The sequence below is a fragment of the Ewingella sp. C233 genome (genome assembly GCF_055407225.1).
Window position 1 is genome coordinate 2,427,248 of record NZ_JBUZRI010000001.1, and the last position, 24,277, is coordinate 2,451,524.

24 protein-coding genes are annotated in these 24,277 nt (G+C 52.7%); 19 read left to right on the top strand and 5 right to left on the bottom strand.

All coding sequences use genetic code 11. The features are described from left to right. Positions 1–6: 6 nt before the first annotated feature. The 5 genes from lnt (at position 7) to ACZRKO_RS11010 (ending at position 5,141) form a co-directional block, all read left to right on the top strand. The gene (lnt, locus tag ACZRKO_RS10990; RefSeq protein ID WP_463737206.1) at positions 7–1,542 is read left to right on the top strand and encodes an apolipoprotein N-acyltransferase; all 1,536 of its coding nucleotides are present in this window, start codon (positions 7–9) and stop codon (positions 1,540–1,542) included. A gap of 359 nt (positions 1,543–1,901) precedes the next feature. Beyond that, positions 1,902–2,798, top strand: a complete 897-nt coding sequence (locus ACZRKO_RS10995) for a glutamate/aspartate ABC transporter substrate-binding protein (protein WP_463737207.1) — start codon at positions 1,902–1,904, stop codon at positions 2,796–2,798. 200 nt (positions 2,799–2,998) lie between these two features. Next, on the top strand, positions 2,999–3,739 hold the full coding sequence (locus ACZRKO_RS11000) for an amino acid ABC transporter permease (RefSeq protein WP_140470514.1): 741 nt from the start codon (positions 2,999–3,001) through the stop codon (positions 3,737–3,739). Between the two features lie 2 nt (positions 3,740–3,741). Then, entirely contained in the window at positions 3,742–4,419 is a 678-nt protein-coding gene (gene gltK, locus ACZRKO_RS11005; protein WP_463737208.1) for a glutamate/aspartate ABC transporter permease GltK, read from the top strand. Next, a complete protein-coding gene (locus ACZRKO_RS11010; RefSeq protein ID WP_463737209.1) occupies positions 4,416–5,141 on the top strand; it encodes an amino acid ABC transporter ATP-binding protein in 726 nt (241 codons plus the stop codon). The genes gltK and ACZRKO_RS11010 overlap by 4 nt, the downstream gene beginning before the upstream one ends. A 66-nt stretch (positions 5,142–5,207) precedes the next feature. On the opposite strand, the gene ACZRKO_RS11015 is transcribed toward ACZRKO_RS11010, so the two are convergent. Next, on the bottom strand, positions 5,208–5,708 hold the full coding sequence (locus ACZRKO_RS11015) for a zinc ribbon-containing protein (protein ID WP_463737210.1): 501 nt from the start codon (positions 5,706–5,708) through the stop codon (positions 5,208–5,210). Positions 5,709–5,979: 271 nt separating this feature from the next. Here ACZRKO_RS11015 and leuS point away from each other — a divergent pair, with 271 nt between their 5' ends. The 13 genes from leuS to lipA all read left to right on the top strand — a co-directional run bounded on the left by leuS (position 5,980) and on the right by lipA (position 19,831). Further along, positions 5,980–8,562, top strand: coding sequence for a leucine--tRNA ligase (gene leuS / locus ACZRKO_RS11020; protein WP_463737211.1), 2,583 nt, complete (start codon positions 5,980–5,982; stop codon positions 8,560–8,562). 14 nt (positions 8,563–8,576) lie between these two features. Next, positions 8,577–9,224, top strand: coding sequence for an LPS assembly lipoprotein LptE (gene lptE / locus ACZRKO_RS11025; protein ID WP_463737212.1), 648 nt, complete (start codon positions 8,577–8,579; stop codon positions 9,222–9,224). Next, a complete protein-coding gene (gene holA / locus ACZRKO_RS11030; RefSeq protein ID WP_463737213.1) occupies positions 9,221–10,261 on the top strand; it encodes a DNA polymerase III subunit delta in 1,041 nt (346 codons plus the stop codon). The genes lptE and holA overlap by 4 nt, the downstream gene beginning before the upstream one ends. A 45-nt stretch (positions 10,262–10,306) precedes the next feature. Continuing rightward, the gene (gene nadD / locus ACZRKO_RS11035) at positions 10,307–10,972 is read left to right on the top strand and encodes a nicotinate-nucleotide adenylyltransferase (RefSeq protein ID WP_463737214.1); all 666 of its coding nucleotides are present in this window, start codon (positions 10,307–10,309) and stop codon (positions 10,970–10,972) included. A 215-nt stretch (positions 10,973–11,187) separates the two neighbouring features. Next, the gene (gene rsfS, locus ACZRKO_RS11040) at positions 11,188–11,505 is read left to right on the top strand and encodes a ribosome silencing factor (protein ID WP_463737215.1); all 318 of its coding nucleotides are present in this window, start codon (positions 11,188–11,190) and stop codon (positions 11,503–11,505) included. 3 nt (positions 11,506–11,508) lie between these two features. Further along, positions 11,509–11,979 carry a 23S rRNA (pseudouridine(1915)-N(3))-methyltransferase RlmH gene (gene rlmH, locus ACZRKO_RS11045; RefSeq protein ID WP_140470523.1) on the top strand — a complete coding sequence of 157 codons (471 nt, stop codon included), beginning with the start codon at positions 11,509–11,511 and terminating at the stop codon, positions 11,977–11,979. A gap of 39 nt (positions 11,980–12,018) precedes the next feature. Next, on the top strand, positions 12,019–13,920 hold the full coding sequence (gene mrdA / locus ACZRKO_RS11050; RefSeq protein WP_463737216.1) for a peptidoglycan DD-transpeptidase MrdA: 1,902 nt from the start codon (positions 12,019–12,021) through the stop codon (positions 13,918–13,920). A gap of 6 nt (positions 13,921–13,926) precedes the next feature. After that, positions 13,927–15,039: a peptidoglycan glycosyltransferase MrdB gene (gene mrdB, locus ACZRKO_RS11055; protein WP_463737217.1), complete on the top strand. Its 1,113-nt coding sequence runs from the start codon at positions 13,927–13,929 to the stop codon at positions 15,037–15,039. A 9-nt stretch (positions 15,040–15,048) separates the two neighbouring features. Further along, positions 15,049–16,143: an endolytic peptidoglycan transglycosylase RlpA gene (gene rlpA, locus ACZRKO_RS11060; RefSeq protein ID WP_463737218.1), complete on the top strand. Its 1,095-nt coding sequence runs from the start codon at positions 15,049–15,051 to the stop codon at positions 16,141–16,143. A 176-nt stretch (positions 16,144–16,319) separates the two neighbouring features. Further along, complete coding sequence (gene dacA, locus ACZRKO_RS11065) at positions 16,320–17,528, top strand: D-alanyl-D-alanine carboxypeptidase DacA (RefSeq protein WP_463737219.1); 1,209 nt, start codon at positions 16,320–16,322, stop codon at positions 17,526–17,528. 142 nt (positions 17,529–17,670) lie between these two features. Further along, positions 17,671–17,934 (top strand): DUF493 family protein YbeD, encoded by a 264-nt coding sequence (gene ybeD / locus ACZRKO_RS11070; RefSeq protein ID WP_095921148.1) that lies wholly within the window; start codon positions 17,671–17,673, stop codon positions 17,932–17,934. Between the two features lie 82 nt (positions 17,935–18,016). Further along, positions 18,017–18,694, top strand: a complete 678-nt coding sequence (gene lipB, locus ACZRKO_RS11075; RefSeq protein WP_463737220.1) for a lipoyl(octanoyl) transferase LipB — start codon at positions 18,017–18,019, stop codon at positions 18,692–18,694. A 171-nt stretch (positions 18,695–18,865) separates the two neighbouring features. Continuing rightward, entirely contained in the window at positions 18,866–19,831 is a 966-nt protein-coding gene (gene lipA / locus ACZRKO_RS11080) for a lipoyl synthase (protein ID WP_463737221.1), read from the top strand. 133 nt (positions 19,832–19,964) lie between these two features. On the opposite strand, the gene tatA is transcribed toward lipA, so the two are convergent. Further along, positions 19,965–20,165, bottom strand: coding sequence for a Sec-independent protein translocase subunit TatA (tatA, locus tag ACZRKO_RS11085; RefSeq protein ID WP_463737222.1), 201 nt, complete (start codon positions 20,163–20,165; stop codon positions 19,965–19,967). 296 nt (positions 20,166–20,461) lie between these two features. On the opposite strand from tatA, the gene ACZRKO_RS11090 reads away from it, so the two are divergent. After that, on the top strand, positions 20,462–21,526 hold the full coding sequence (locus ACZRKO_RS11090) for a diguanylate cyclase (RefSeq protein WP_463737223.1): 1,065 nt from the start codon (positions 20,462–20,464) through the stop codon (positions 21,524–21,526). 29 nt (positions 21,527–21,555) lie between these two features. On the opposite strand, the gene ACZRKO_RS11095 is transcribed toward ACZRKO_RS11090, so the two are convergent. The 3 genes from ACZRKO_RS11095 to ACZRKO_RS11105 are packed head-to-tail and all read right to left on the bottom strand — an operon-like array spanning position 21,556 to position 24,226. Then, positions 21,556–22,341 carry an amino acid ABC transporter ATP-binding protein gene (locus tag ACZRKO_RS11095; protein ID WP_463737224.1) on the bottom strand — a complete coding sequence of 262 codons (786 nt, stop codon included), beginning with the start codon at positions 22,339–22,341 and terminating at the stop codon, positions 21,556–21,558. Then, positions 22,338–23,321, bottom strand: coding sequence for an amino acid ABC transporter permease (locus ACZRKO_RS11100; RefSeq protein ID WP_463737225.1), 984 nt, complete (start codon positions 23,319–23,321; stop codon positions 22,338–22,340). Before ACZRKO_RS11100 ends, ACZRKO_RS11095 begins: the two co-directional genes overlap by 4 nt. After that, the gene (locus tag ACZRKO_RS11105; protein ID WP_463737226.1) at positions 23,318–24,226 is read right to left on the bottom strand and encodes an ABC transporter substrate-binding protein; all 909 of its coding nucleotides are present in this window, start codon (positions 24,224–24,226) and stop codon (positions 23,318–23,320) included. Before ACZRKO_RS11105 ends, ACZRKO_RS11100 begins: the two co-directional genes overlap by 4 nt. Positions 24,227–24,277 lie beyond the last annotated feature (51 nt).

Below are 24,277 nucleotides of genomic sequence, written 5' to 3' on the forward strand. Positions count from 1 at the left end.
TACTCCATGGCAATTGCCTCTTTATACCAACGCCAGCGGGTTCGCGCCCTGCTGGCGCTCTTATTCGGTGCCTGTGGCACACTCTCCTTCTCACCTTACGATTACTGGCCAGCCGCCCTTGTTTCCCTGTTCGGCCTACTGGCGCTGACGCTCGATCGTCGTCCCGGTCAGTCTGCCTGGATTGGCTTTTGCTGGGGCCTGGGGTTGTTCGGTAGCGGCGTCAACTGGGTCTATGTCAGTATCGCCACCTTTGGCGGTATGCCGGAAGCCATCAATCTGTTTTTAGTGGCACTGCTGGCCTGTTATCTCTCCCTTTACACCATGGTGTTTGCTGGTTTGCTCAGCCGCCTGTGGCCACAAACCACCTGGTGGAAACTGGCGCTGGCCGCTCCGGCTCTGTGGCAAGTCACGGAGTTTCTGCGTGGCTGGGTACTGACCGGCTTCCCATGGTTACAGTTTGGCTACAGCCAGATTGATGGTCCCCTTAAAGGCCTTGCCCCGATTGCCGGCGTAGACAGCATCACACTGCTCATGACCTCCATCAGCGGCCTGCTGGTTTATGCCGTGTATCAGCGTCGTAAAGTGCCAGCGGTCATTGCACTGGTGTTGCTGCTGTTACCCTGGTCGCTGCGCTATGTGCACTGGTATCAGCCGCAGGAAGATAAAAAGGTAGATGTAGCACTGGTGCAGGGCAACATTGAACAGTCAATGAAGTGGGATCCTAAATCGCTGACCAGCGCACTGCAAACCTACATGGACCTCAGCCGCCCCTATCTCGGTAAGGCCAAGATGATTATCTGGCCGGAATCAGCCATTTCAGATATCGAATCTGAACAGCAACAGTTCCTGACCATGATGGATGACCTGTACAGGTCGAAAGGCACACAGTTAGTGACGGGCATTATTGACGCACGCCGTACCAGTGAATACATGCACGTTTACAACAGCGCCATTGTGCTGGGGGGCGAAAAACAATACCGCTACCCGGACAGCAACCGCTTTGATAAATACCATCTGGTGCCGTTCGGCGAATTTGTCCCGCTGGAATCCATCCTGCGCCCGCTGGCCCCGTTCTTTGATTTACCGATGTCAGGGCTGAGCCGCGGTGATTATATTCAGAAGCCGCTGCAGGTCAGTGGTCTGAATCTGACGACCGCGATTTGCTATGAGATCGTCTTCGGAGAGCAGGTGCGCGACAATATGCGTCCGGATACCAATTTCCTGCTGACCATCTCCAACGACGCTTGGTTCGGGCACTCCATCGGGCCGTGGCAGCACTTCCAGATGGCACGGATGCGTGCACTGGAACTCGGTCGTCCACTGTTGCGCAGCACCAACAACGGTGTGACAGCTGCCGTGGATGCCAATGGCGACATCATTGCCCAGATCCCGCAATTCACCCGTCAGGTGCTGAACGTGGAAGTTACACCGACCACCGGCGTGACGCCTTATGCCCACTTTGGCTGGTGGCCTACCTGGTTTATCACCCTCGTGATGGCCGGTATTGCGCTAACCCTTAATCGGCAACGCAGGCTGAAATAAACCTGGCAAACTCCTGACAACGGGCGCTTAACGGCGCCCGTTTTTTTATGTCAAAAATTCAGCCAGTGGCACGCATCTTGCTACATCTAATTGAAAGTTATCTGTTTACTTATTTTTGCTGACACGATGCATCATTTTGGAACACATCGCTTAAAAAACAGCCCCCAATGTGGTGCAGCGATGTTTTATTGCTTTGAATTGGTGCGCGTCTTGTCTCAAAAAAGAAACATTGTAGTTTCATTATCTTCACATTCAGCTATTTTCGAATCAGGTAAATTGAGTAGCTAAATACTTTACGACCTATAAGTGCTTCCTGATCCATCCGTTTGGATCCTTAATGACAGCAAAGGAGTTGGACCATGCAAATGCGCAAATTGGCGTTATCGGTACTGCTGGCAAGTCTGGCAGCAAGTAGCGTAGCCCATGCAGAAGACCTGACCGGTACCCTGAAAAAAATCAAAGATAACGGCGTTATCGTCGTTGGTCACCGCGAATCTTCTGTGCCATTTTCTTACTACAACAACGAACAAAAAGTGGTGGGCTACTCTCAGGATTACTCCAACGCCATCGTTGAAGCGGTGAAGAAAAAGCTGAATATGCCTAATCTGCAAGTGAAGATGATGCCAATCACTTCCCAAAACCGTATTCCTTTACTGCAAAACGGGACTTACGATTTCGAGTGCGGTTCCACCACCAACAACCTGGAACGTCAGCAGCAAGCCGCTTTCTCTGACACCATTTTCGTCATCGGTACGCGTCTGCTGGTGAAAAAAGGCTCAGACATTAAAGATTTCGATAATCTGAAAGGCAAGACCGTGGTCGTCACGTCAGGCACCACCTCTGAAGTTCTGCTGAACAAATTGAACGAAGAGAAAAAACTGGATCTGCGCATCATCAGTGCTAAAGACCACGGTGACTCGTTCCGTACTCTGGAAACGGGCCGGGCCGTTGCCTTTATGATGGATGATGCCCTGCTGGCTGGTGAACGAGCGAAAGCCAAAAAACCGGATGACTGGGTGATTGTCGGCACACCGCAATCCAAAGAAGCTTACGGTTGCATGATGCGTAAAGACGACGCTGGCTTTAAAACGCTGGTTGACGAGACCATCGTGAAAGAGCAGACCTCCGGCGAAGCGACCAAGTGGTTTGAAACCTGGTTCAAACAGCCCATTCCTCCGAAAAACCTGAACATGAACTTTGAATTGTCAGACGACATGAAAGCCCTGTTCAAAACACCAAACGACAAAGCACTGTAAGAAATACCCGACAGACAGGTATAACCAAGAGAAGTATCAAGTATAAGAGCTGGCCCACCAGCTCGTGATGATGGTCCGAAAGGGCAGACAGACCGGATGCGGGGTGGTCGTTCCCCACCCCGCATTTTTCCGTCACTCACCCGTGTGTTGGTTACGTCATCACTCAAGGGGTAGTTTATTACCCGCGTTATGGAGTTTTTATGTCAATAGATTGGAACTGGGGCATCTTTTTGCAACAAGCCCCCTTTGGTAATACCACCTACCTGGGCTGGATTTGGAATGGATTTCAGGTCACCGTCGCACTGTCGATTTGTGCCTGGATCATCGCTTTCTTCGTCGGCTCTCTGTTCGGTATCCTGCGTACCGTCCCCAACCGTTTTCTCTCCGGCATCGGTACCTGTTACGTTGAACTGTTCCGTAACGTACCGCTGATTGTGCAATTCTTTATCTGGTATCTGGTGGTGCCTGAACTGCTGCCGGAAAACATCGGCATGTGGTTTAAATCTGAGCTGGCGCCGAACGTGCAGTTCTTCTCCTCATCCGTTATCTGCCTTGGCCTGTTTACCGCCGCCCGCGTTTGTGAACAGGTACGCGCCGCGATTCAGTCATTGCCAAGCGGACAGCGCAACGCCGGTCTGGCGATGGGGCTGACGCTGCCTCAGACCTACCGCTACGTGCTGCTGCCAAACGCTTACCGCGTCATCGTGCCGCCAATGACATCTGAGATGGTTAACCTGGTGAAAAACTCGGCGATTGCCTCAACCATCGGTCTGGTTGATATGGCCGCGCAAGCCGGGAAATTGCTGGATTATTCTGCTCATGCGTATGAATCATTTACTGCCATTACCGTCGCCTACGTCATCATCAATGCGGTGATCATGCTGCTGATGCATTTTGTAGAACGCAAAGTCCGCCTGCCGGGCAACATGGGAGGTAAATAATCATGCATGATTTTGACTGGAGTTCGATTGGCCCCGGCCTGCCCTACTTATGGCAGGGAATGCTGATCACGCTGCAAATTACCGGTATCGCGATTGTGTTCGGTATTCTGTGGGGCACCCTGCTGGCCGTGATGCGCTTGTCCACATTCAAGCCCATCAGCTGGTTTGCTGCCGCGTATGTGAATTTGTTTCGCGCCGTTCCGCTGGTCATGGTGCTGCTGTGGTTTTACCTGATTGTGCCAAGTTTCCTGCAAAAGGTGCTGGGGCTGTCACCCAAAACCGATATCCGCCTGATTTCCGCCATGGTGGCCTTTGCGCTGTTTGAGGCGGCTTACTATTCCGAAATTATTCGTGCCGGGATCATCAGCATCGCACGGGGACAATCTTCCGCGGCGCTGGCGCTAGGCATGACACAGTGGCAGTCGATGAAGCTGGTGATTTTACCGCAGGCGTTCCGCGCCATGGTGCCACTGTTGCTGACTCAGGCCATCGTCTTGTTCCAGGATACTTCACTGGTCTTCGTTCTCGGCCTCGCTGACTTCTTCCGCAGCGCCTCCAACATCGGCGACCGTGACGGTACGCTGGTTGAGATGGTGCTGTTTGCAGGACTTATCTACTTTGTTATCAGCCTTTCCGCTTCCTTGCTGGTGCGCTATTTGAAGAAAAGGACCGTTTCATGATTTCACTGAAAAATGTTTCTAAGTGGTATGGGCACTTCCAGGTGCTGACCGATTGCAGCACCGAAGTTAAAAAAGGTGAAGTTGTGGTGGTTTGCGGCCCATCAGGGTCAGGTAAGTCAACGCTGATTAAAACCGTTAACGGTCTTGAACGGATTCAGAAAGGGGAAATTCTGGTTAACGGGACGCCGGTCAATAACAAAAAAACCAATCTGGCGCAGTTGCGTGCGAAAGTCGGTATGGTGTTCCAGCATTTCGAACTGTTCCCGCATCTGTCGATCATTGAGAATCTGACGCTGGCGCAGGTGAAAGTGCTCAAGCGCGACAAAGCTGCCGCGAAAGATAAAGGACTGAAACTGCTCGAACGCGTAGGGTTGTCTGCCCATGCCAATAAATTCCCCGGTCAGCTGTCAGGCGGCCAGCAGCAGCGTGTCGCTATCGCCCGAGCGTTGTGCATGGACCCCATCGCAATGCTGTTTGATGAACCGACCTCAGCGCTTGATCCGGAAATGATCAATGAAGTTCTGGACGTTATGGTGGAACTGGCCAACGAAGGTATGACCATGATGGTGGTGACCCACGAAATGGGCTTCGCGCGCAAGGTGGCTAACCGGGTGATTTTCATGGATGAAGGTAAAATTGTCGAAGACCGCAATAAAGACGACTTCTTCAATAATCCTGAATCTGACCGCGCCCGAGACTTCCTGGCGAAAATCCTGCACTGATTATCGCGATACGACATTCACGCATCGAATGATAAAGCCGCCATTGACTGGCGGCTTCTGTTTTAATCAAGGTTCAAATGCTTTTCGGCTGAACTCCGTTTCGCCACACTCAGGACATTTTGAAAGGATCTCCGGCGTATAGACCGCAAGCGTAAAGTGGCATTTTTCACACACCAGATTCCCAAGACCCACAACTTCACCGCTATGGTAAATACCGTGGTGGTTTACGTCTTTAAAGACCTCTTTCCACTCGAGCTGAGTTTTGTCGGTCATATCAGCCAACTCTTTCCACAAACTCTCTTTGATGATGCGCAGAAATACGCTGTCATCTTCGGTATCGTCAACCGGCTCCGCCTGCTGATTAGCCGTATAGTGGCGGGAAAATTCGTGGAGATCACGACGTACCGAATAGGTTAACTGTTCAATTTGCAGGTCGGTCAGCTTCCCTTCCCTTTCCAGCGTAGCGCGGGCATCCTGAACCAGGACATCGATATCACGTTCGCCGTTTTGCAAACGTTCAGTTAATGATGTCACTAACTGACGATAATACTGCGCAACATTGTTCATAAATTCCCCTCAGCAATACAACATTTAACCGACTTAACGCTTTCTGCTACTGACTCTATTTTAGTCGTAAATCACTGATCCAGTACGGACAATATCCCGAGGTGCCTCGCACTTTAAGAATAATCACGCCCCATGAAGCAGAAAACCCGCTTCACAGCGTGCTTGGTGTTGTTGCCTCAGGCGCTTATCAGCTATGCTATGCGGATCTTTTGATTAAAACTATTTGAGCTACAGGCGTAGCTGTTTTTCACTCACAGGACCACCGGCCGCCATGCAAGAGCAATACCGCCCAGAAGACATAGAGACACAGGTTCAGCTTCACTGGCAAGAGAAGCAGACCTTCAAAGTTACCGAGCAACCTGGAAAAGAGAAGTATTACTGTCTCTCCATGCTGCCCTATCCGTCAGGCCGCCTGCATATGGGCCACGTGCGTAACTACACCATTGGCGATGTGATCTCACGCTACCAGCGTATGCTCGGCAAAAACGTTCTACAGCCGATTGGCTGGGATGCATTTGGTTTGCCGGCGGAAGGCGCGGCAGTGAAAAACAACACAGCCCCTGCGCCGTGGACTTACGAAAACATTGAATACATGAAGAACCAGCTGAAATTGCTGGGCTTCGGCTACGACTGGGATCGCGAACTGGCGACCTGTCAGCCTGATTACTATCGCTGGGAACAGTGGTTCTTCACCAAGCTTTACGAAAAAGGCATGGTTTATAAGAAGACCTCTGCGGTGAACTGGTGTCCGCATGACCTTACCGTTCTGGCGAACGAACAGGTGATCGACGGCTGCTGCTGGCGCTGTGACACCAAAGTTGAACGCAAAGAGATCCCACAGTGGTTCATTAAAATCACCGCCTACGCCGATCAACTGCTTAACGATCTGGACACGCTGGAAAGCTGGCCTGAGCAGGTCAAAACCATGCAGCGTAACTGGATTGGCCGTTCCGAAGGCGTAGAGATCACGTTTGACGTCGAGAACAGCGAAGAGAAAGTGACTGTGTACACCACGCGTCCTGATACCTTCATGGGCGCGACTTACGTTGCCGTTGCTGCAGGACATCCTTTGTCCCTTCAGGCCGCTGCCACACAGCCTGCGCTGGCTGATTTCATCGATGAATGCCGTAATACCAAAGTTGCCGAAGCTGAAATGGCAACGATGGAGAAAAAGGGTATGCCTACCGGCCTGTTTGCTATTCATCCACTGACAAGCAAGAAAGTCCCAATTTGGGTCGCGAACTTTGTTCTGATGGAGTACGGCACAGGCGCAGTGATGGCCGTTCCGGCCCATGACCAGCGCGACTGGGAATTTGCCACCAAATACAGCCTGCCAATCAATCCGGTCATTCTCAATGGTGATAGCACCGAAGCCGATGTCACCTCAGAGGCGCTGCTGGAAAAAGGCACACTGTATAACTCCGGTGAATTTGATGGCCTGACGTATGAGCAAGGCTTCAATGCTATCGCCGATAAACTGGTCAGCCTCGGCGTAGGCCAGCGCAAAGTTAACTACCGTCTGCGCGACTGGGGTGTTTCCCGTCAGCGTTACTGGGGTGCGCCAATTCCAATGATCACCTTGGAAGATGGCACCGTTATCCCAACGCCAGAAGATCAACTGCCAGTTATCCTGCCGGAAGATGTCGTGATGGACGGGATTACCAGCCCAATCAAAGCCGATCCTGAGTGGGCAAAAACCACCGTGAACGGTATGCCGGGTCTGCGTGAAACAGATACCTTCGACACCTTTATGGAGTCTTCCTGGTACTACGCGCGTTACACCTGTCCGCAATACGACGAGGGTATGCTGGACCCGGCGGCGGCAAACTACTGGCTACCGGTTGACCAATACGTTGGCGGTATCGAACACGCTATCATGCACCTGATGTATTTCCGCTTCTTCCACAAGCTGATGCGCGACGCGGGTCTGGTGAATTCCGATGAACCCGCCAAACGCCTGCTGTGTCAGGGTATGGTTCTGGCTGATGCCTTCTATTACACCGGCAACAGCGGTGAGCGCGTCTGGGTTTCCCCGGTCGATGCTACCGTTGAGCGTGATGAGAAAGGCCGTATCGTGAAGGCCAACGACCCGCAAGGCCGTGAGCTGGTTTACGCCGGTATGAGCAAGATGTCGAAGTCGAAAAACAACGGCATCGACCCGCAAATCATGGTCGAAAAATACGGTGCGGATACCGTGCGTCTGTTCATGATGTTCGCTTCACCGGCAGAAATGACGCTGGAGTGGCAGGAATCTGGCGTTGAAGGGGCAAACCGCTTCCTGAAACGTGTCTGGAAACTGGCATTTGAACATTCAGAAAAAGGCGCCACTGTTGCTCTGGACGTGGCCTCACTGACTGAAGCACAGAAAGGTCTTCGTCGTGATCTGCACAAAACGATCGCAAAAGTCACCGATGATATCGGCCGTCGTCAGACCTTCAATACCGCCATCGCGGCCGTGATGGAACTGATGAACAAGCTGGGCCGTGCTCCGCAGGAGAGCGAACAAGATCGCGCCCTGTTGCAGGAAGCCCTGCTCGCGGTGGTGCGTATGCTTTATCCATTCACTCCACATATCTGCTTCAGTTTGTGGCAGACTCTGGGTGGCGCCGGCGACGTTGATACTGCACCATGGCCGCAGGCTGACGAACAGGCCATGGTAGAAGACTCCAAGCTGGTCGTGGTCCAGGTCAATGGTAAAGTGCGCGGAAAAATCACTGTACCAGCGGATTCTACTGAAGAATTCGTGCGTGAACGCGCAGCGCAGGAACACCTGGTCGCTAAATATCTGGATGGAGTTACTGTACGTAAAGTAATCTACGTTCCGGGCAAACTGCTTAACCTGGTTATAGGTTGAGTCAAGGAGGAGTTGTGCGACATCGTATTGTGATACTGTTACTGGGTGTGGCGGTTCTGATAACGTCCGGCTGTGGGTTCCACCTGCGTGGTGTAACTAACGTGCCTGACCAGATGAAAACCATCGTCCTCGACAGTTCCGACCCTTACGGGCCGTTGACACGTAATATCCGTACGCAGCTGCGTCTTAACGGTGTGACCATTGTTGATGATCCGAAGCGTAAAGATATTCCGTCACTGCGTATTCTGGGCGAAAGCTCAGGGCAAAGTACGGCGTCAATCTTCCAGGACGGTAAAACCGCCGAATACCAGATGGATTTAGTGGTGTCTGCTCAGGTGTTGTTGCCGGGAAAAGACCTCTATCCTCTGCAGGTAAAAGTGTTCCGTTCCTTCTTCGACAACCCGTTAACGGCGCTGGCGAAAGATAACGAACAGGACATCATTACTGAAGAGATGCGCCAGCAAGCCGCTCAGCAGTTGATCCGTAAACTTCTGACCGTGCGTGCTGCAGAACAAGAGAAACTGGAAGCAAGCGCGGTTGATAGCACGCCGGTTGTCATCACCACGAAATCCTCTGCCAATGAAATGGCCGTGGAAAACGGGACAAGTGTATCCGACAGCAAAACGGTGACCTCTAAACCGGCCAACCCGTTCGCTCAATGATTCGACTTTATCCTGAACAACTTGCCGCGCAGCTCCGTGAGGGGCTGCGCGCCTGTTATCTGTTATGCGGAAACGATCCGCTGCTGCTCCAGGAAAGTCAGGACAGCGTCCGTAAAGCAGCCCAGACTGCCGCCTTTGAAGAACACTATACTTTTACCCTTGATGCCCATACCGAATGGGATGCGATTTTCAGCATCTGTCAGGCATTAAGTCTGTTCGCCACCCGTCAAACCCTGCTGCTGATCCTGCCTGAAAACGGCCCGCCAGCCCCGATGGGTGAACAGCTGGTTAAGCTCACCACCTTGTTACACGACGATATTTTACTTCTCCTGCGTGGCACAAAGCTGACTAAGGCACAGGAGAACAGTGGCTGGTTTAAAGCACTGAGCGATCGCGGTGTGTTTGTCAGTTGTCAGACGCCCGAACAGGCGCAACTTCCCCGCTGGGTGGCCAAGCGCGCCAAAGAGTTATCGCTTGAACTTGATGAACCCGCGAATCAGCTGTTGTGTTACTGCTACGAAGGCAATTTGCTGGCGCTGGCGCAGTCACTTGAACGCCTGTCACTGCTTTATCCTGACGGCAAACTGACTCTTTTGCGGGTTGAAGAAGCCGTTAACGATGCCGCCCACTTCACGCCATTCCACTGGCTGGATGCGCTGTTAGCAGGAAAGAGCAAGCGCGCATGGCATATTTTGCGCCAGTTGCAGCAGGAAGACAGCGAACCCGTGATCCTCTTACGCACCCTGCAACGCGAATTGCTGATGCTGCTCAATCTCAAACGTAAGATGGACAGCACTCCTCTACGCACCCTGTTTGACCAGTACAAAGTCTGGCAGAACAGGCGCACGATGGTGACGCAGGCACTGCAACGGCTCTCACTGCGCCAGTTACAACAGGCCGTTCATTTACTGACAAAGATGGAAATCACGCTAAAACAGGACTACGGTCAATCCATCTGGCCTGAGCTTGAAAGCCTTTCTATGCTGCTGTGCGGAAAACCTCTGCCTGAAAGCTTTATTGATACTCGCGACTTTTGAAAGCAAAAGATCGCCACCGATAAGTACTGACTCAGGAACGCACTGATGGCTTTGAATACCCCTTCGGATCGCTCTTTGATTGCCCTGTTTGGCGGCACTTTTGACCCTATTCATTTTGGTCATTTGCGTCCGGTAGAACAGTTAGCCAAAGAAACTTTGCTGGATCAGGTCATCTTGCTCCCCAACAATGTGCCACCGCATCGTCCTCAGCCTCAGGCGTCGGCGCAGCAGCGGCTGAAAATGGTGGAGCTGGCTGTACAAGATAACCCTCTGTTTTCAGTCGATTCACGGGAACTCGCCGTGGATAACCCGTCCTACACCATCGTGACACTTGAAACGTTACGTAAAGAACATGGCGCACAACGCCCGCTGGCGTTTATCATCGGCCAGGATTCATTGCTTTCATTGCACAAGTGGCACCGCTGGGAAGAGTTACTGAATTTTTGTCATTTGCTGGTCATGGCACGCCCCGGTTATTCAGAGCGTCTCGACACCCCGCAATTACAGCGCTGGTATGATAAACATCGGGCGACCGACCCGGCAGAACTGCGGCAGCTGCCCTGCGGCGTGATTTATCAGGCGAATACGCCCCTGCTGGATATCTCGGCGACGCAAATCCGCCAGCGTCTGCGGGATGGAAAAAGCTGCGCAACGCTCCTGCCCGCCACCGTTGAGCGCTATATCGATTCGCAGGGTCTGTACCTTGTATAGCTAACGCGTGGTATACTGCGCCGCTTAATTTCGGCTTGCGGCAGAGCTGTGACAATAACGAATGTAATTCATTGATTACCCGTCATTTTCAGCATTAATCCCGCATTTCGACCTACACTCTTTTTTGAAAGCCCTCTTCTGCACGCCGCGTTTGCGCCCTTGCAGCAGAAGGTTTTCATCAAGCAAACCTGTTTCAACATCCCCAGGGGGAACCTTTGCAAGGTAAAGCGCTCCAAGAATTTGTTATCGATAAAATCGATGACCTGAAAGCACAAGACATCATTGCCATTGATGTTATCGGTAAATCCAGCATTACTGACTGCATGATCATCTGCACCGGTACTTCCAGCCGCCACGTGATGTCTATCGCCGGGCATCTGGTTGAAGAAGTGAAAGCCGTTGGCCTCGATGCCATGGGCGTTAAAGGTATTAATGAAGCTGATTGGGTGGTTGTCGATCTGGGTGAAGTGATTGTTCACGTCATGCAGGAAGAGAGCCGCCAGTTGTATGAGCTTGAGAAACTCTGGGCTTAAGACGTGAAATTGCAACTCGTCGCTGTCGGAACGAAAATGCCCGACTGGGTTCAGACCGGATTTAACGATTATTTAAACCGTTTTCCGAAAGACATGCCCTTTGAGCTGGTCGAAGTGACGGCCGGCAAGCGGGGTAAAAACGCGGATATCAAACGCATTCTTGAAAAAGAGGGCGAGCAGATGTTGGCGGCTGTCGGGAAAGGCAATCGTATTGTGACCCTGGATATTCCGGGGACACCGTGGGAAACCCCACAGCTTGCCCAACAGCTTGAGCGCTGGAAACAGGATGGCCGCAATGTCAGCCTGTTGATCGGGGGTCCTGAAGGGTTAGCACCGGCGTGTAAAGCCGCAGCAGAGCAGAGCTGGTCGCTCTCTCCGCTGACCTTGCCACACCCTCTGGTGCGGGTACTGGTAGCGGAAAGCCTTTACCGCGCATGGAGTATTACCACAAATCATCCATACCACCGGGAATAACCGGCTGGTGAATGTCAGCAACATGAATTAAGTAGTGGGATGAAAATAGATCGTAACCCTTTTCGCGACTATACGGCTGAATCAGCCCTCTTTGTGCGCCGTGCACTGGTGGCGTTCGTCGGTATTCTGCTACTCAGCGGTGTTCTGGCATTCAATCTGTATAATTTACAGATTGTCCGCTTTCAGGATTACCAAACCCGTTCCAACGACAACCGCATCAAGCTGGTGCCTATCGCCCCCAGCCGTGGCATCATTTATGATCGCAACGGCACGCCGCTGGCGCTGAACCGTACCATTTATCAGCTCGAACTGATGCCGGAAAAAGTCGATAACCTTCAGGCGACGCTTGAAGGGCTCAAACCGATTGTCGATTTAACCCCGGAAGATATCGATAATTTCCAGAAAGAGCGTAAACGTTCGCGCCGTTTCACTTCCATTGCCGTCAAAACTGCCCTGACTGAAGTTCAGGTCGCCCGTTTTGCCGTCAACCAGTTCAATTTTCCCGGCGTTGAAGTCAAAGGCTATCAGCGCCGTTATTATCCCTATGGTTCCGCCCTCACCCATGTAATTGGCTATGTGTCGAAAATCAACGACCGCGACGTCGAGCGTCTGGATAAAGACGGCATACTGGCAAACTATGCGGCGACGCATGACATTGGCAAGCTGGGCATTGAGCGTTATTACGAAGATACCCTGCACGGCAAAACCGGTTATGAAGAAGTTGAGGTCAACAACCGTGGCCGCGTGATCCGCCAGCTCCACGAAGAAGCCCCGCAGGCGGGTAAAGATATTTATCTGACCATCGATTTACCGCTGCAAACCTATATTGAAGAGTTACTGACGGGCAGCCGCTCGGCGGTGGTGGTTTCCGACCCACGCGACGGCAGCATCCGGGCGCTGGTGTCCAACCCAAGCTATGATCCCAACCTATTCGTTGACGGCATTTCGAGTAAAGATTACAGCACGTTGCTCGAAGATCCGAACAAGCCGCTGATCAACCGCGCCACGCAGGGTGTGTATCCCCCGGCTTCCACGGTAAAGCCTTATATTGCCGTCTCCGCATTAACGGCTGGCGTTATCACGAAAAGTACGTCGCTGTTTGACCCTGGCTGGTGGCAATTACCGGGCTCAGAAAAACGTTTCCGTGACTGGAAACACTGGGGCCACGGTCGTCTGAATGTCACCAAAGCACTGGAAGAATCTGCCGATACCTTCTTCTATCAGGTCGCCTATGATCTGGGTATTGACCGTCTGTCAGAGTGGATGGAGAAATTTGGCTACGGCCATTATTCCGGTATCGATCTCTCCGAAGAGCGCAGCGGTAACATGCCGAACCGCGACTGGAAATTCAAACGCTTCAAAAAACCCTGGTATCAGGGTGACACCATTCCGGTGGGTATCGGACAGGGTTACTGGACCGCAACACCCATTCAGATCATGAAAGCCATGACCACACTGATCAACGACGGTGATGTTAAAACGCCGCATCTTCTGCTCAGCACACGGGTTGACGGCAAACTGGTACCTTATGTGCAGCAGGATAAGACGCAGATTGGCGACATTCACTCCGGCTATTGGGAAATCGCTAAAGACGGGATGTACGGCGTAGCCAACCGGCCAAACGGTACGGCCCGCAAGAGCTTCGCGGATGCGCCTTATAAAGCTGCGGCGAAATCAGGTACCGCACAAGTTTACGGTTTGAAAGCCAATGAAATCTATAATGCGCATAAGATAGCCGAACATCTGCGCGACCATAAATTGATGACTGCCTTTGCGCCATTCAATAGCCCGACGGTTGCCGTCGCCGTTATTCTTGAAAATGGTGGGGCCGGTCCTGCTGTGGGTACCATTACCCGCCAGATACTCGACCATATTTTGTTGGGCGATAACACGACACAATTACCGGCTGATGCACCGCCGCCGGGAACCGAAGGTGATTAACCAATCATGACTGAAAGCCAACAAAAAGGGTCGTTGTGGTCGAAAATGCACATCGACATTACCCTGCTTCTGATAGTGCTGGCACTGCTTGCCTATAGCGCCTTCGTGATGTGGAGCGCCAGCGGTCAGGATGTCGGCATGATGGAGCGTAAAATCGGCCAGATCGTGATGGGGTTAATCATCATGCTGGTGATGGCGCAAATTCCGCCACGCGTCTATGAAAGCTGGGCGCCCTATTTGTATCTGTTCTGCGTGCTGCTGCTGGTGCTGGTGGATGCCTTCGGTACTATCAGTAAAGGCGCGCAGCGCTGGCTGGATCTGGGCGTAGTACGCTTCCAGCCGTCAGAGTTGGCGAAAATCGCCGTACCGCTGATGGTGGCACGCTTCATCAACCGCGACGTCTGCCCGCCTTCTCTGAAAAATACCGCCATCGCGCTGGCTCTGATCTTTATTCCTACGTTGCTGGTCGCCGCACAGCCCGATCTCGGCACCTCGATTTTGATTGCCGCCTCCGGTTTGTTTGTGCTGTTCCTCTCCGGAATGAGCTGGAAACTTATTGCCGTCGCCGCCCTGCTTGTTGCGGCCTTTATCCCGATCCTGTGGTTCTTCCTGATGCACGACTACCAGCGCGACCGCGTCATGATGCTGCTCGATCCGGAAAGCGATCCGCTCGGGGCCGGATACCATATTATCCAGTCCAAAATCGCCATTGGTTCTGGCGGGCTATCCGGCAAGGGCTGGCTGCACGGCACCCAATCTCAGCTTGAATTCCTGCCCGAACGGCATACCGACTTTATTTTTGCCGTGCTGGCGGAAGAGCTTGGACTGATTGGCGTTCTGGTGTTGCTCGGGCTCTACTTGTGCCTCATCATGCGCGGTCTGGTCATTGCCTCCCACGCACAAACCACCTTTGGCCGCGTTATGGCCGGAGGTCTGATGTTAATTTTATTCGTTTATGTGTTTGTTAACATCGGCATGGTCAGTGGTATTGTCCCGGTGGTTGGGGTACCTTTGCCACTGGTCAGCTATGGGGGCTCAGCACTCATTGTTCTAATGGCAGGGTTTGGTATCGTCATGTCGATACATACTCATCGAAAAATGTTGTCAAAAAATTTATAGAGGTGAGCAATGCGTAAGGAGTGGCTTGGAGCTGTCATTATTGGGTTGCTGTTAAGTGGTTGTGCGACTGACGATACGCAACCACAGCAAGCTGCACCGCAACAGGCCTATAACGGCCCTGTGGTGGAAATTGGTGGGGCTGACCCGCGTTACGAACCTTATAATCCGGGCACCAGCCAGGATTACACCGTTAACGGTAAAACCTATAAAATTATCAAAGACCCGTCTAACTTCTCACAGGTAGGGCAGGCAGCCTGGTACGGCCAGGAAAACGGCGGCAATACCACCGCGATTGGTGAGGAATTCGACCCTAACGCCATGACCGCCGCCCACCCGACACTGCCGATCCCAAGCTACGTGCGCGTCACCAACATGGCGACGGGGCGTATGTTGGTTGTTCGCGTTAATGACCGTGGTCCGTATGTCCCAGGCAAAATTATCGACCTGTCACAGGCAGCGGCCGATCGTCTGAATCTGACCAACAGCACTAAAGTGCGAATCGACTTTATCAATGTTGCACCGGACGGTTCTCTGTCTGGTCCCGGCACCATGGGTACCACCGTGGCCAAACAGTCCTACGCTCTGCCTGGTCGCCCTGATTTAGGCGCCAGTGGTATGGGAACGCCGGTGCAAAACACCCCGCCGGATACCAGCGTCAACGCGCATCCGATTGACAACAGCACACTGAGCAACGGCGAGGATACCACCACATCAGCACAGGCGATCGCCACCTCCACCAGCGTTGGCGCCACGGGCGGTGGCTTTCTGAAAGCGCCGTCTGCAGTACCGCAGGGCATCCTGGAAAAAGATGAGCCAGCCGCACCGGTCGCAGTCGCGGCGCCCGGGGCACATGCGGCTTCGGCCTCTGCGTCTACCGCCGGTGGCAGTTACATGGTGCAGGTTGGCGCGCTGAGTAATCCGCAAAACGCCGCCCTTTGGCAGAAAAGTCTGAGTCAGAAATTCTCAGTGCCGGGTAAAGTTCAGCCGAACGGCGGGATGTACCGAGTTCAGCTTGGGCCATTGACTCGCCAGCAGGCTGACCAGCTAAAACAGCGTCTCGCCAGCGAAGCGCAGCAGCAATCTTTCGTTGTTTCAGCGCTGTAATTTCAGCAAAAACGGTTTCCTGAACGGGGCTTCGGCCCCGTTTCTGCAAGTTGCCTTTAAAAGGTAAAAAAGGGTAAACACCTTCAAGTCGCAGTAATGGCAGATGTCTGAATATGTCGATTCTGCTATAGTGCGGCACGTTTTTAACTTACTTCTACGGATGTTGCTGTCCCCTCATGAAACTTGTAACTACCCCACTTTTAGTCAAAAGCCTCGCTTTTGGCACAGCCCTGAGCCTCTGCGCAGCGTCCGCCTATGCCGACGATGTTAACTTAAAGACGATGATCCCTGGTGTTCCGCAAATTGATGCCGAAGCCTACGTCCTGATCGATTACAACTCAGGCAAAGTGCTGGCAGAAATGAATGCTGACGCGCGCCGCGATCCTGCCAGCCTGACCAAAATGATGACCAGCTACGTCATCGGTCAGTCTATCAAAGCCGGTAAAATCTCGCCTAACGATATGGTTACCGTCGGTCAGGATGCATGGGCGACGGGCAATCCGGTGTTCAAAGGCTCCTCTCTGATGTTCCTCAAGCCGGGTGATCGCGTGCCGGTTTCCGAGTTGAACCGCGGCATTATTTTGCAATCAGGTAACGATGCCTGTGTGGCAATGGCGGATTATGTCGCCGGCAGCCAGGACGCTTTCGTTGGCCTGATGAACAACTATGTTAACGCGCTGGGTCTGAAAAATACCCATTTCGGCACCGTACACGGTCTTGATGCCGCAGGACAGTTCAGCTCTGCACGCGATATGGCGTTAATTGGTCAGGCATTGATCCGCGACGTACCGGACGAATACGCGACCTATAAAGAGAAAGAGTTCACCTTCAACAACATCCGCCAGATGAACCGCAACGGTCTGTTGTGGGATTCCAGCATGAACGTCGATGGCATCAAAACCGGCCACACTGAATCCGCCGGTTACAACCTGGTGGCATCAGCGACCGAAGGCCAGATGCGTCTGATCTCGGCGGTGATGGGCGGTCATACGTATAAAGGCCGTGAAGTTGAAAGTAAAAAACTGCTGACCTGGGGCTTCCGTTTCTTCGAAACCGTTTCACCACTGAAAGCCGGTAAAGAGTTCGCCTCAGAGCCGGTCTGGTTTGGTGACACTGACCGCGTGGCGCTGGGCGTAGATAAAGACGCTTATCTGACCATTCCGCGCGGACGTATGAAAGATCTCAAAGCCAGCTATGTGCTCAACAGCCCTGAGCTGCATGCACCTTTACAGAAAAATCAGGTAGTTGGTTCAATCAACTTCCAGCTGGATGGCAAAACCATTGACGAGCGCCCATTGGTGGTGCTGAATGAAGTCAAAGAAGGCGGTTTCTTTGGCCGTATCGTCGATTACATCAAACTGATGTTCCATCATTGGTTCGGCTAAGCCGGGCTTGAAATCGCCGGTTATGCCCCCATTTGATAGGTAATAACTTTGATACAAAGAATATTGCCATCAAATTTTATAACTCCCGCTCTGGCGGGAGTTATAATTTTATCAATATGCTGTTAAACACGCTGGAGTGCACATGAAAACCAAACTTAACGAACTGCTCGAATTCCCATGCACCTTTACTTATAAAGTAATGGGCCTGGCACAACCCGAGTTAGTTGATCAGGTTGTGGAAGTCGTGCAACGCCATGCACCTGGCGACTACAATCCTCAGGTAAAACCGAGCAGTAAAGGGAATTATCACTCCGTTTCAATTACGATCACCGCGACCCATATCGATCAGGTCGAAACCCTGTACGACGAATTGGGTAACATCGAAATTGTCCGCATGGTGCTGTAAACCTTTGCTCAAGATCTGAATAGCGCAGTGCCGGTTTGGCACTGCGTTACTATTTCTGCCCCCTCCCTCTTTCTAAATGGCGATGGCTGCTGTGCAACAAGATAAACTGCAACAACGTATTGTGTTACGTCAGCTGGGCCTCCAGCCTTACGAACCGGTATCCCGCGCGATGCATTTGTTCACCGACACCCGCACGGCTGAAACACAGGACGAAATCTGGCTGGTTGAGCATCAGAAGGTGTTCACTCAGGGTCAGGCAGGCAAAGCGGAACACGTACTGCTTCCGGGTGATATTCCGGTTATCCAAAGCGATCGCGGCGGCCAGGTGACCTATCACGGTCCCGGACAGCAGGTGATGTACGTGATGGTTGATCTGAAACGCAAGAAAATGGGCGTTCGCCAGTTAGTGACAGCGATTGAACAGACCGTTGTCGATACGCTGGCCCATTTCGCTATCGAGGCATATCCGCGCGCGGATGCCCCCGGTGTCTACGTTAACCACAAAAAAATCTGCTCTCTGGGTCTGCGTATCCGTAAAGGCTGCTCGTTGCATGGCCTCGCGCTCAACATCAATATGGATCTCGAACCCTTCCTGCGCATCAATCCCTGCGGCTATGCCGGTCTGCAAATGACGCAGGTCAGCCAGGAAAAACCAGGAATTTCCGTTAATGACGTTATGCCAGTGCTGGTGAAATCATTCAATAACTTATTGAATTATCAGCAGGTTGATTATCTGCCGTGGAAAGCCGACGCTTACTGATGTTAAAAATATGTACACTTTGTTGCTTATGAGCACTTCAGGGGGCTGAATAGTGAGCGGCATCAGTGTTATAATTTCTGCAATATTTCTAATTTTTTTGATAAATCAGCCCGTTCATTGAATGTCCTGAAAACTCGAATTACGAGAGACGAACCTGGAACCTGCAAGCTTATGAGTAAACCGATTCAGATGGAACGCGGCGTTAAGTACCGCGATGCAGATAAGATGGCGTTAATCCCGGTGAAAACCGTGGTCACTGACCGGCAGGAAATGTTACGTAAGCCGGCATGGATGAAAATCAAACTTCCGGCCGATTCGACCCGAATTCAGGGCATTAAAGCCGCGCTGCGTAAAAATGGCCTGCACTCCGTTTGTGAAGAAGCCGCCTGCCCTAACTTGTCCGAATGCTTCAACCACGGCACCGCGACCTTTATGATCCTCGGCGCGATTTGTACCCGCCGTTGCCCGTTCTGTGACGTTGCCCACGGACGCCCGACAGCGCCGGACATGAACGAACCGCAAAAGCTGGCACAGACCATCGCCGATATGGGCCTGCGCTACGTGGTGATCACCTCTGTTGACCGCGATGACCTGCGCGACGGAGGTGCACAGCACTTTGCCGACTGTATCGCCGCTATCCGTGAAAAGAACCCGACCATTAAAATTGAGACGCTGGTGCCTGATTTCCGTGGCCGTATGGATCGCGCGCTGGATATCCTCACCGCGACGCCGCCAGATGTTTTCAACCACAATCTGGAAAATGTACCGCGCGTTTACCGTCAGGTTCGCCCGGGCGCAAACTATGAGTGGTCACTGACCTTGCTTCAACGTTTCAAAGAAGCGCACCCTGATATCCCGACGAAATCGGGTCTGATGGTGGGTCTGGGTGAAACCAACGCGGAAATCGTAGAAGTGATGCGCGACCTGCGCCGCCACGGTGTGACAATGCTGACCCTCGGCCAGTATTTACAGCCAAGCCGTCACCACCTGCCGGTTCAGCGCTATGTGAGCCCGGAAGAGTTTGATGAGATGAAAGCAGAAGCGATGGCGATGGGCTTTACCCATGCCGCCTGCGGACCTTTCGTACGTTCTTCATATCACGCCGATCTGCAAGCCAAAGGCTTGGAAGTTAAATAAGGGTTACACCTTGTTACCTTTCAAACGCCAGAAATGACAAAAACGGTTGCCCGTAAGAGCAGCCGTTTTATTTTTACGCAATAAACAAACACACAGTAAAGAGGCAGAAAGCGGACCGCAGTCCGCCCGCAAATCAGTCTTTGTGTTCTACGCGTGTTTCGACAGGCGTGGCATCAGTCTTTGCCGCTGGACTAGGCTCATCGCTCATGGCTTTTTTGAAGCCACGCAGCGCAGCGCCCAGATCACCGCCCAGTGAGCGCAGTTTGCTGGTACCGAACAGCAGCACAATCAAAACACCCACGACCAACAATTTAGTAATGCTTAAACCTTCCATACACACCTTCTTTTCACGGATTGCGAAACAGTCACCGGTACGGATGACCGGCACTTTTTACAAACAGATTTATAAAATAAATAACCAAAACTAATAGGGTTATTTAGAAATAATAATGACGCGAATACAACCAAAATATGTAACAGAATTGATCGCGGCACGATCTAATCTGTGCGCATTATGAACAGACTGAGCTATTATGTGCCTCTATGAGAAACTCATAAAGCATTTACTGGAAAATCAGTTTACCGCCTAATCGGGTAGCGCTCCGCGGCCCCGAACAGTAATGAGATCCGATGCCAAAAACGCTCAAAACCACTCTGGTCAGTGATGTTCACCATTCCGGCCTGAGATTTGCGAAACGCACCTATTTCCCCCGCATTCTCGGGTTGGGTATGGGGAGCATCTGCGTGGCATCCGTCCTTATTACCCACCACACCCATCCTGTCGTCTGGCTGCTGCTGTTTTTCAACGGTTTTATCTGGCCACATGTCGCCTATATGATGGCAACCCGCGCCAGTCATCCGTTTAGAACCGAGATCCGCAACCTGCAGATCGATGCCATTTTCGGCGGCGCGTGGCTGGCGCTGATGGGATTTAATGCCCTGCCCTCAGCCGTTATCGTCTCCATGATGGGCATGAATAACATTGCCGCCGGGGGAAAAACCCTATTCTTCAAATGCATTATTGCTCAGGCAGCTGTCGCACTCGCGGTCCTCCTGCTAGCTGATGTGCCTTTCCGGCCAGAAACCACGCCGCTCCAGCTCTATCTCTGTCTGCCGATGATTGTGATTTACCCGATCTTTCTGGGTAATGTCACGTTTCGGACATCCAGAAAATTGGCTGAGCACAAACAGGCCATTATGCAAATCAGCGTTCGCGACGGGCTGACCGGTTTATACAACCGCCGCCACTGGGAATCACTGCTGGATAATGAAATCGAGAGCCATCGCCGTTATCACCATAAGACCACGCTGGTGCTCATCGATATCGATCACTTCAAAGAGATCAACGATAACTACGGCCACAATGTCGGCGATCAGGCAATTATACTCCTGGCGCAGGAGTTACAGCAGACCATGCGTGCTGCTGACATTATTGGCCGCTACGGCGGCGATGAATTTGCTGCCATTTTGCCTCACAGCACGGCGGAACAGGCACAGAAAGCAATGGAGCGGCTGCAAAGCCGGCTGGACAACGATCTTTTCCCGCACCACCCTGACCTGCGGGTACAAATCAGTGCAGGCATTGCCGAGTGTCGGGAAGATCAGGAGAGTGCCGCACAGTGGCTGAATGCGGCTGACACCGCGCTGTATAAAGCCAAAAACGGCGGGCGAAACAGGATAGAAGCACGGGTCTGACCGCCCTTCTTCCCGCCCGCCCGCAACGTTCAGATAAACCGGCTGAGAAACGCCTGTGTTCGCGGGTGCTGCGGATTCACCAATACTTCATCTGCCGCGCCCTGCTCTACCACATAACCACGGTCCATGAACACCACGCGGTCTGCGGCTTCCTTGGCAAAGCCGATCTCATGGGTGACGACAATCATTGTCAGCCCCTGCTGGGCCAAATCCCGCATCGTGGCCAGAACCTCGCCCACCAGCTCCGGATCCAGTGCTGAAGTCGGCTCATCAAACAGCATCAGCTTAGGCTTCACCGCCAGCGCGCGGGCAATCGCTACCCGCTGCTGCTGTCCACCGGAAAGATGGCGCGGATAAGCATCGGCTTTATCGCTCAGTCCGACCTTTTCCAGCAGCTCACGCGCATACTTTTCTGCCGCCAGGCGGCTCTCTTTATGCACGCCAATCGGCGCTTCGACAATATTCTGCAACACCGTCATATGCGGATACAGGTTGAACTGCTGGAACACCATGCCGATATCACGTCTCTGGCGGGCAATCGCCCTTTCCGGCAGTTTATGCAAACGGCTGCCGCGCAGCTCATAACCAATCTGCTGGCCACCGACCATAATCGACCCCCGATCGATATCTTCCAGATGGTTGATACAGCGCAGAAACGTCGATTTTCCGGAGCCTGACGGCCCGAGGATCACCACCACTTCGCTCGGTCTGACGTCCAGATCGATGCCCTTGAGTACTTCATTATCGCCATAACTTTTATGCACATTGCGCGCCACGACCAGAGGTGACTGTTCGCCGTTATCTTGCTGACTCATAGATCCTCCTTTTGGGCGACGCCCGGCTGGCTGACAATCGGGATCGTTTTCTCCTCACCAGAGACCTGACGGCGTTTCGTCGCTGAACCTGAACGGCGCGTGCCACGGGAGTAATAACGTTCGATAGCCGACTGACCGACATTGAGCACTGAAGTGATCAGCAAATACCAGATCACCGCCACCATCAGCATCGGTACCACTTCGAATGTGCGGTTATAAATGGTTTGCACCGAGTAGAGCAGATCCCCCATCGCGATCACGCTAACCAGCGACGTCGCTTTGATCATGCTGATCAGCTGATTACCGGTCGGAGGGATGATCGCCCGCATCGCCTGCGGAATGATGATCCGTCGCAACGCACGGCCACGGCTCATGCCGAAGGCCTGCGCGGTTTCCGCCTGACCGTTATCGACCGAAAGTAAGCCGGCGCGGATGATCTCCGCCATATATGCCGCTTCATTCAGCGCCAGACCGGCAATCGCTGCCGTCAGTGGAGTGATCAGATCATTCGTGTTCCAGCTCATGTACTCTGGGCCAAAAGGAATGCCAATGACCACGCGCGGGAACAGAGTCGACATGTTGTACCAGAACAGCAACTGCACCAGCAGCGGCGTTCCCCGGAAGAACCAGATAAACATGCCTGACAGGCGGCGCAACAGCATACTTTGCGATAGCCGGGCAATCGCCAGCATCAGCCCCAGAAAGACACCCAGCAGCATTGATACCACGGTAAGGCCGAGCGTCACGCCAAGCCCCTTAATCACCGTGGCTTCGGTAAACCACTGCGCCACAACGTGCCACTCAAAGTTAGGATTACGGGCGACATTCCAGATGACATCGGCAGCGATCAACACCACGACTATCCAGGCCACCCAGCGTCCGTAGCTACGGGGCGCGTGGGAGAACTCCACGTTACGGCGTGGATCCGGCGTATAGTCGTCCTTGCTCACCGGCCGTGAACTATACGTTTTGTCCGTCATTGAGGCTGAGCCTTCGCCAGATTGATCCCCGGCGCGGCGATCATGTTCTCTTCCAGACCCCATTTTTTCATGATGATCGCGTAAGTGCCGTTATCAAACAGCTTCTGATAACCCGCCAGAATCGCATCACGTACGGCAGAATCTTTTGGTACCACGGTGCCCTGGAAAATATCGCCAAAACCATTGGCTTTGCCGGTGCCTGTCAGCTCCAACTGGCCGTTGGCTTTCTCGACGAAATAGGTCAGCGGTGCCTGCGAAGAGAAGAAGGCATCAGAACGGTTCGAGCGCACGGCCAGAATTGAGGTGGGCTGGTCAGAATAGGATTGTACGGTCACCGCCGGTTTACCGTCTTTCACACAGACCTCTGATTGCTTGCGGATCACCTGTTCTGCCGAACCACCGGCCATCACTGCGATGCGCTTACCGCAGGTGTCGTCCAGCGAATTGATCTTTTGCGGATTGCCTTTGTGCACGGCAAACACCACGAACTCTTTGACGAAATCGACAAAGTCATTCTTCGCCTGGCGGTCCGGGTAATCCCCAATCGGGCCGATCCCCATCTGATAGCGCCCTGCGGCCATACCGCTTAAAATTCCGGACAAACCGCTGACGGAAGCATGTTCAATTTTCACGCCCAGCACACCCGCCAGCGCATTGGAGAGATCAGCGCTGGCACCGTCGAGGGAGTTATTGCCCGTCACAATTTCATAAGGAGGAAACGAGCCGTTATTCACCGACGTCATTACGCCGGATTTTTGGATTTCAGCCGGTAATTTTGCGTGCAGTGCCGGGTCCATTGTCTGAGCCGGGATCGCGACGCTTTCAACGGCAAAAGCGCTGGTTGAGAGTATTGAAAGTATTGCAGCCGTCAGTACCGCAACCTGACGTAATTGTTTTGCCATCATCTCTATTTCCTCTGTCTGAAAGTGGGTCTGGATGTTGTGAAAAGACTCATG

Coding starts and splice junctions, on each gene's coding strand:
- lnt (WP_463737206.1), top strand. CDS start 7: ATGGCAATTGCCTCTTTATACCAACGCCAGCGGGTTCGCGCCCTGCTG.
- ACZRKO_RS10995 (WP_463737207.1), top strand. CDS start 1,902: ATGCAAATGCGCAAATTGGCGTTATCGGTACTGCTGGCAAGTCTGGCA.
- ACZRKO_RS11000 (WP_140470514.1), top strand. CDS start 2,999: ATGTCAATAGATTGGAACTGGGGCATCTTTTTGCAACAAGCCCCCTTT.
- gltK (WP_463737208.1), top strand. CDS start 3,742: ATGCATGATTTTGACTGGAGTTCGATTGGCCCCGGCCTGCCCTACTTA.
- ACZRKO_RS11010 (WP_463737209.1), top strand. CDS start 4,416: ATGATTTCACTGAAAAATGTTTCTAAGTGGTATGGGCACTTCCAGGTG.
- ACZRKO_RS11015 (WP_463737210.1), bottom strand. CDS start 5,708: ATGAACAATGTTGCGCAGTATTATCGTCAGTTAGTGACATCATTAACT.
- leuS (WP_463737211.1), top strand. CDS start 5,980: ATGCAAGAGCAATACCGCCCAGAAGACATAGAGACACAGGTTCAGCTT.
- holA (WP_463737213.1), top strand. CDS start 9,221: ATGATTCGACTTTATCCTGAACAACTTGCCGCGCAGCTCCGTGAGGGG.
- nadD (WP_463737214.1), top strand. CDS start 10,307: ATGGCTTTGAATACCCCTTCGGATCGCTCTTTGATTGCCCTGTTTGGC.
- mrdA (WP_463737216.1), top strand. CDS start 12,019: ATGAAAATAGATCGTAACCCTTTTCGCGACTATACGGCTGAATCAGCC.
- mrdB (WP_463737217.1), top strand. CDS start 13,927: ATGACTGAAAGCCAACAAAAAGGGTCGTTGTGGTCGAAAATGCACATC.
- rlpA (WP_463737218.1), top strand. CDS start 15,049: ATGCGTAAGGAGTGGCTTGGAGCTGTCATTATTGGGTTGCTGTTAAGT.
- dacA (WP_463737219.1), top strand. CDS start 16,320: ATGAAACTTGTAACTACCCCACTTTTAGTCAAAAGCCTCGCTTTTGGC.
- ybeD (WP_095921148.1), top strand. CDS start 17,671: ATGAAAACCAAACTTAACGAACTGCTCGAATTCCCATGCACCTTTACT.
- lipB (WP_463737220.1), top strand. CDS start 18,017: ATGGCTGCTGTGCAACAAGATAAACTGCAACAACGTATTGTGTTACGT.
- lipA (WP_463737221.1), top strand. CDS start 18,866: ATGAGTAAACCGATTCAGATGGAACGCGGCGTTAAGTACCGCGATGCA.
- tatA (WP_463737222.1), bottom strand. CDS start 20,165: ATGGAAGGTTTAAGCATTACTAAATTGTTGGTCGTGGGTGTTTTGATT.
- ACZRKO_RS11090 (WP_463737223.1), top strand. CDS start 20,462: ATGCCAAAAACGCTCAAAACCACTCTGGTCAGTGATGTTCACCATTCC.
- ACZRKO_RS11095 (WP_463737224.1), bottom strand. CDS start 22,341: ATGAGTCAGCAAGATAACGGCGAACAGTCACCTCTGGTCGTGGCGCGC.
- ACZRKO_RS11100 (WP_463737225.1), bottom strand. CDS start 23,321: ATGACGGACAAAACGTATAGTTCACGGCCGGTGAGCAAGGACGACTAT.
- ACZRKO_RS11105 (WP_463737226.1), bottom strand. CDS start 24,226: ATGATGGCAAAACAATTACGTCAGGTTGCGGTACTGACGGCTGCAATA.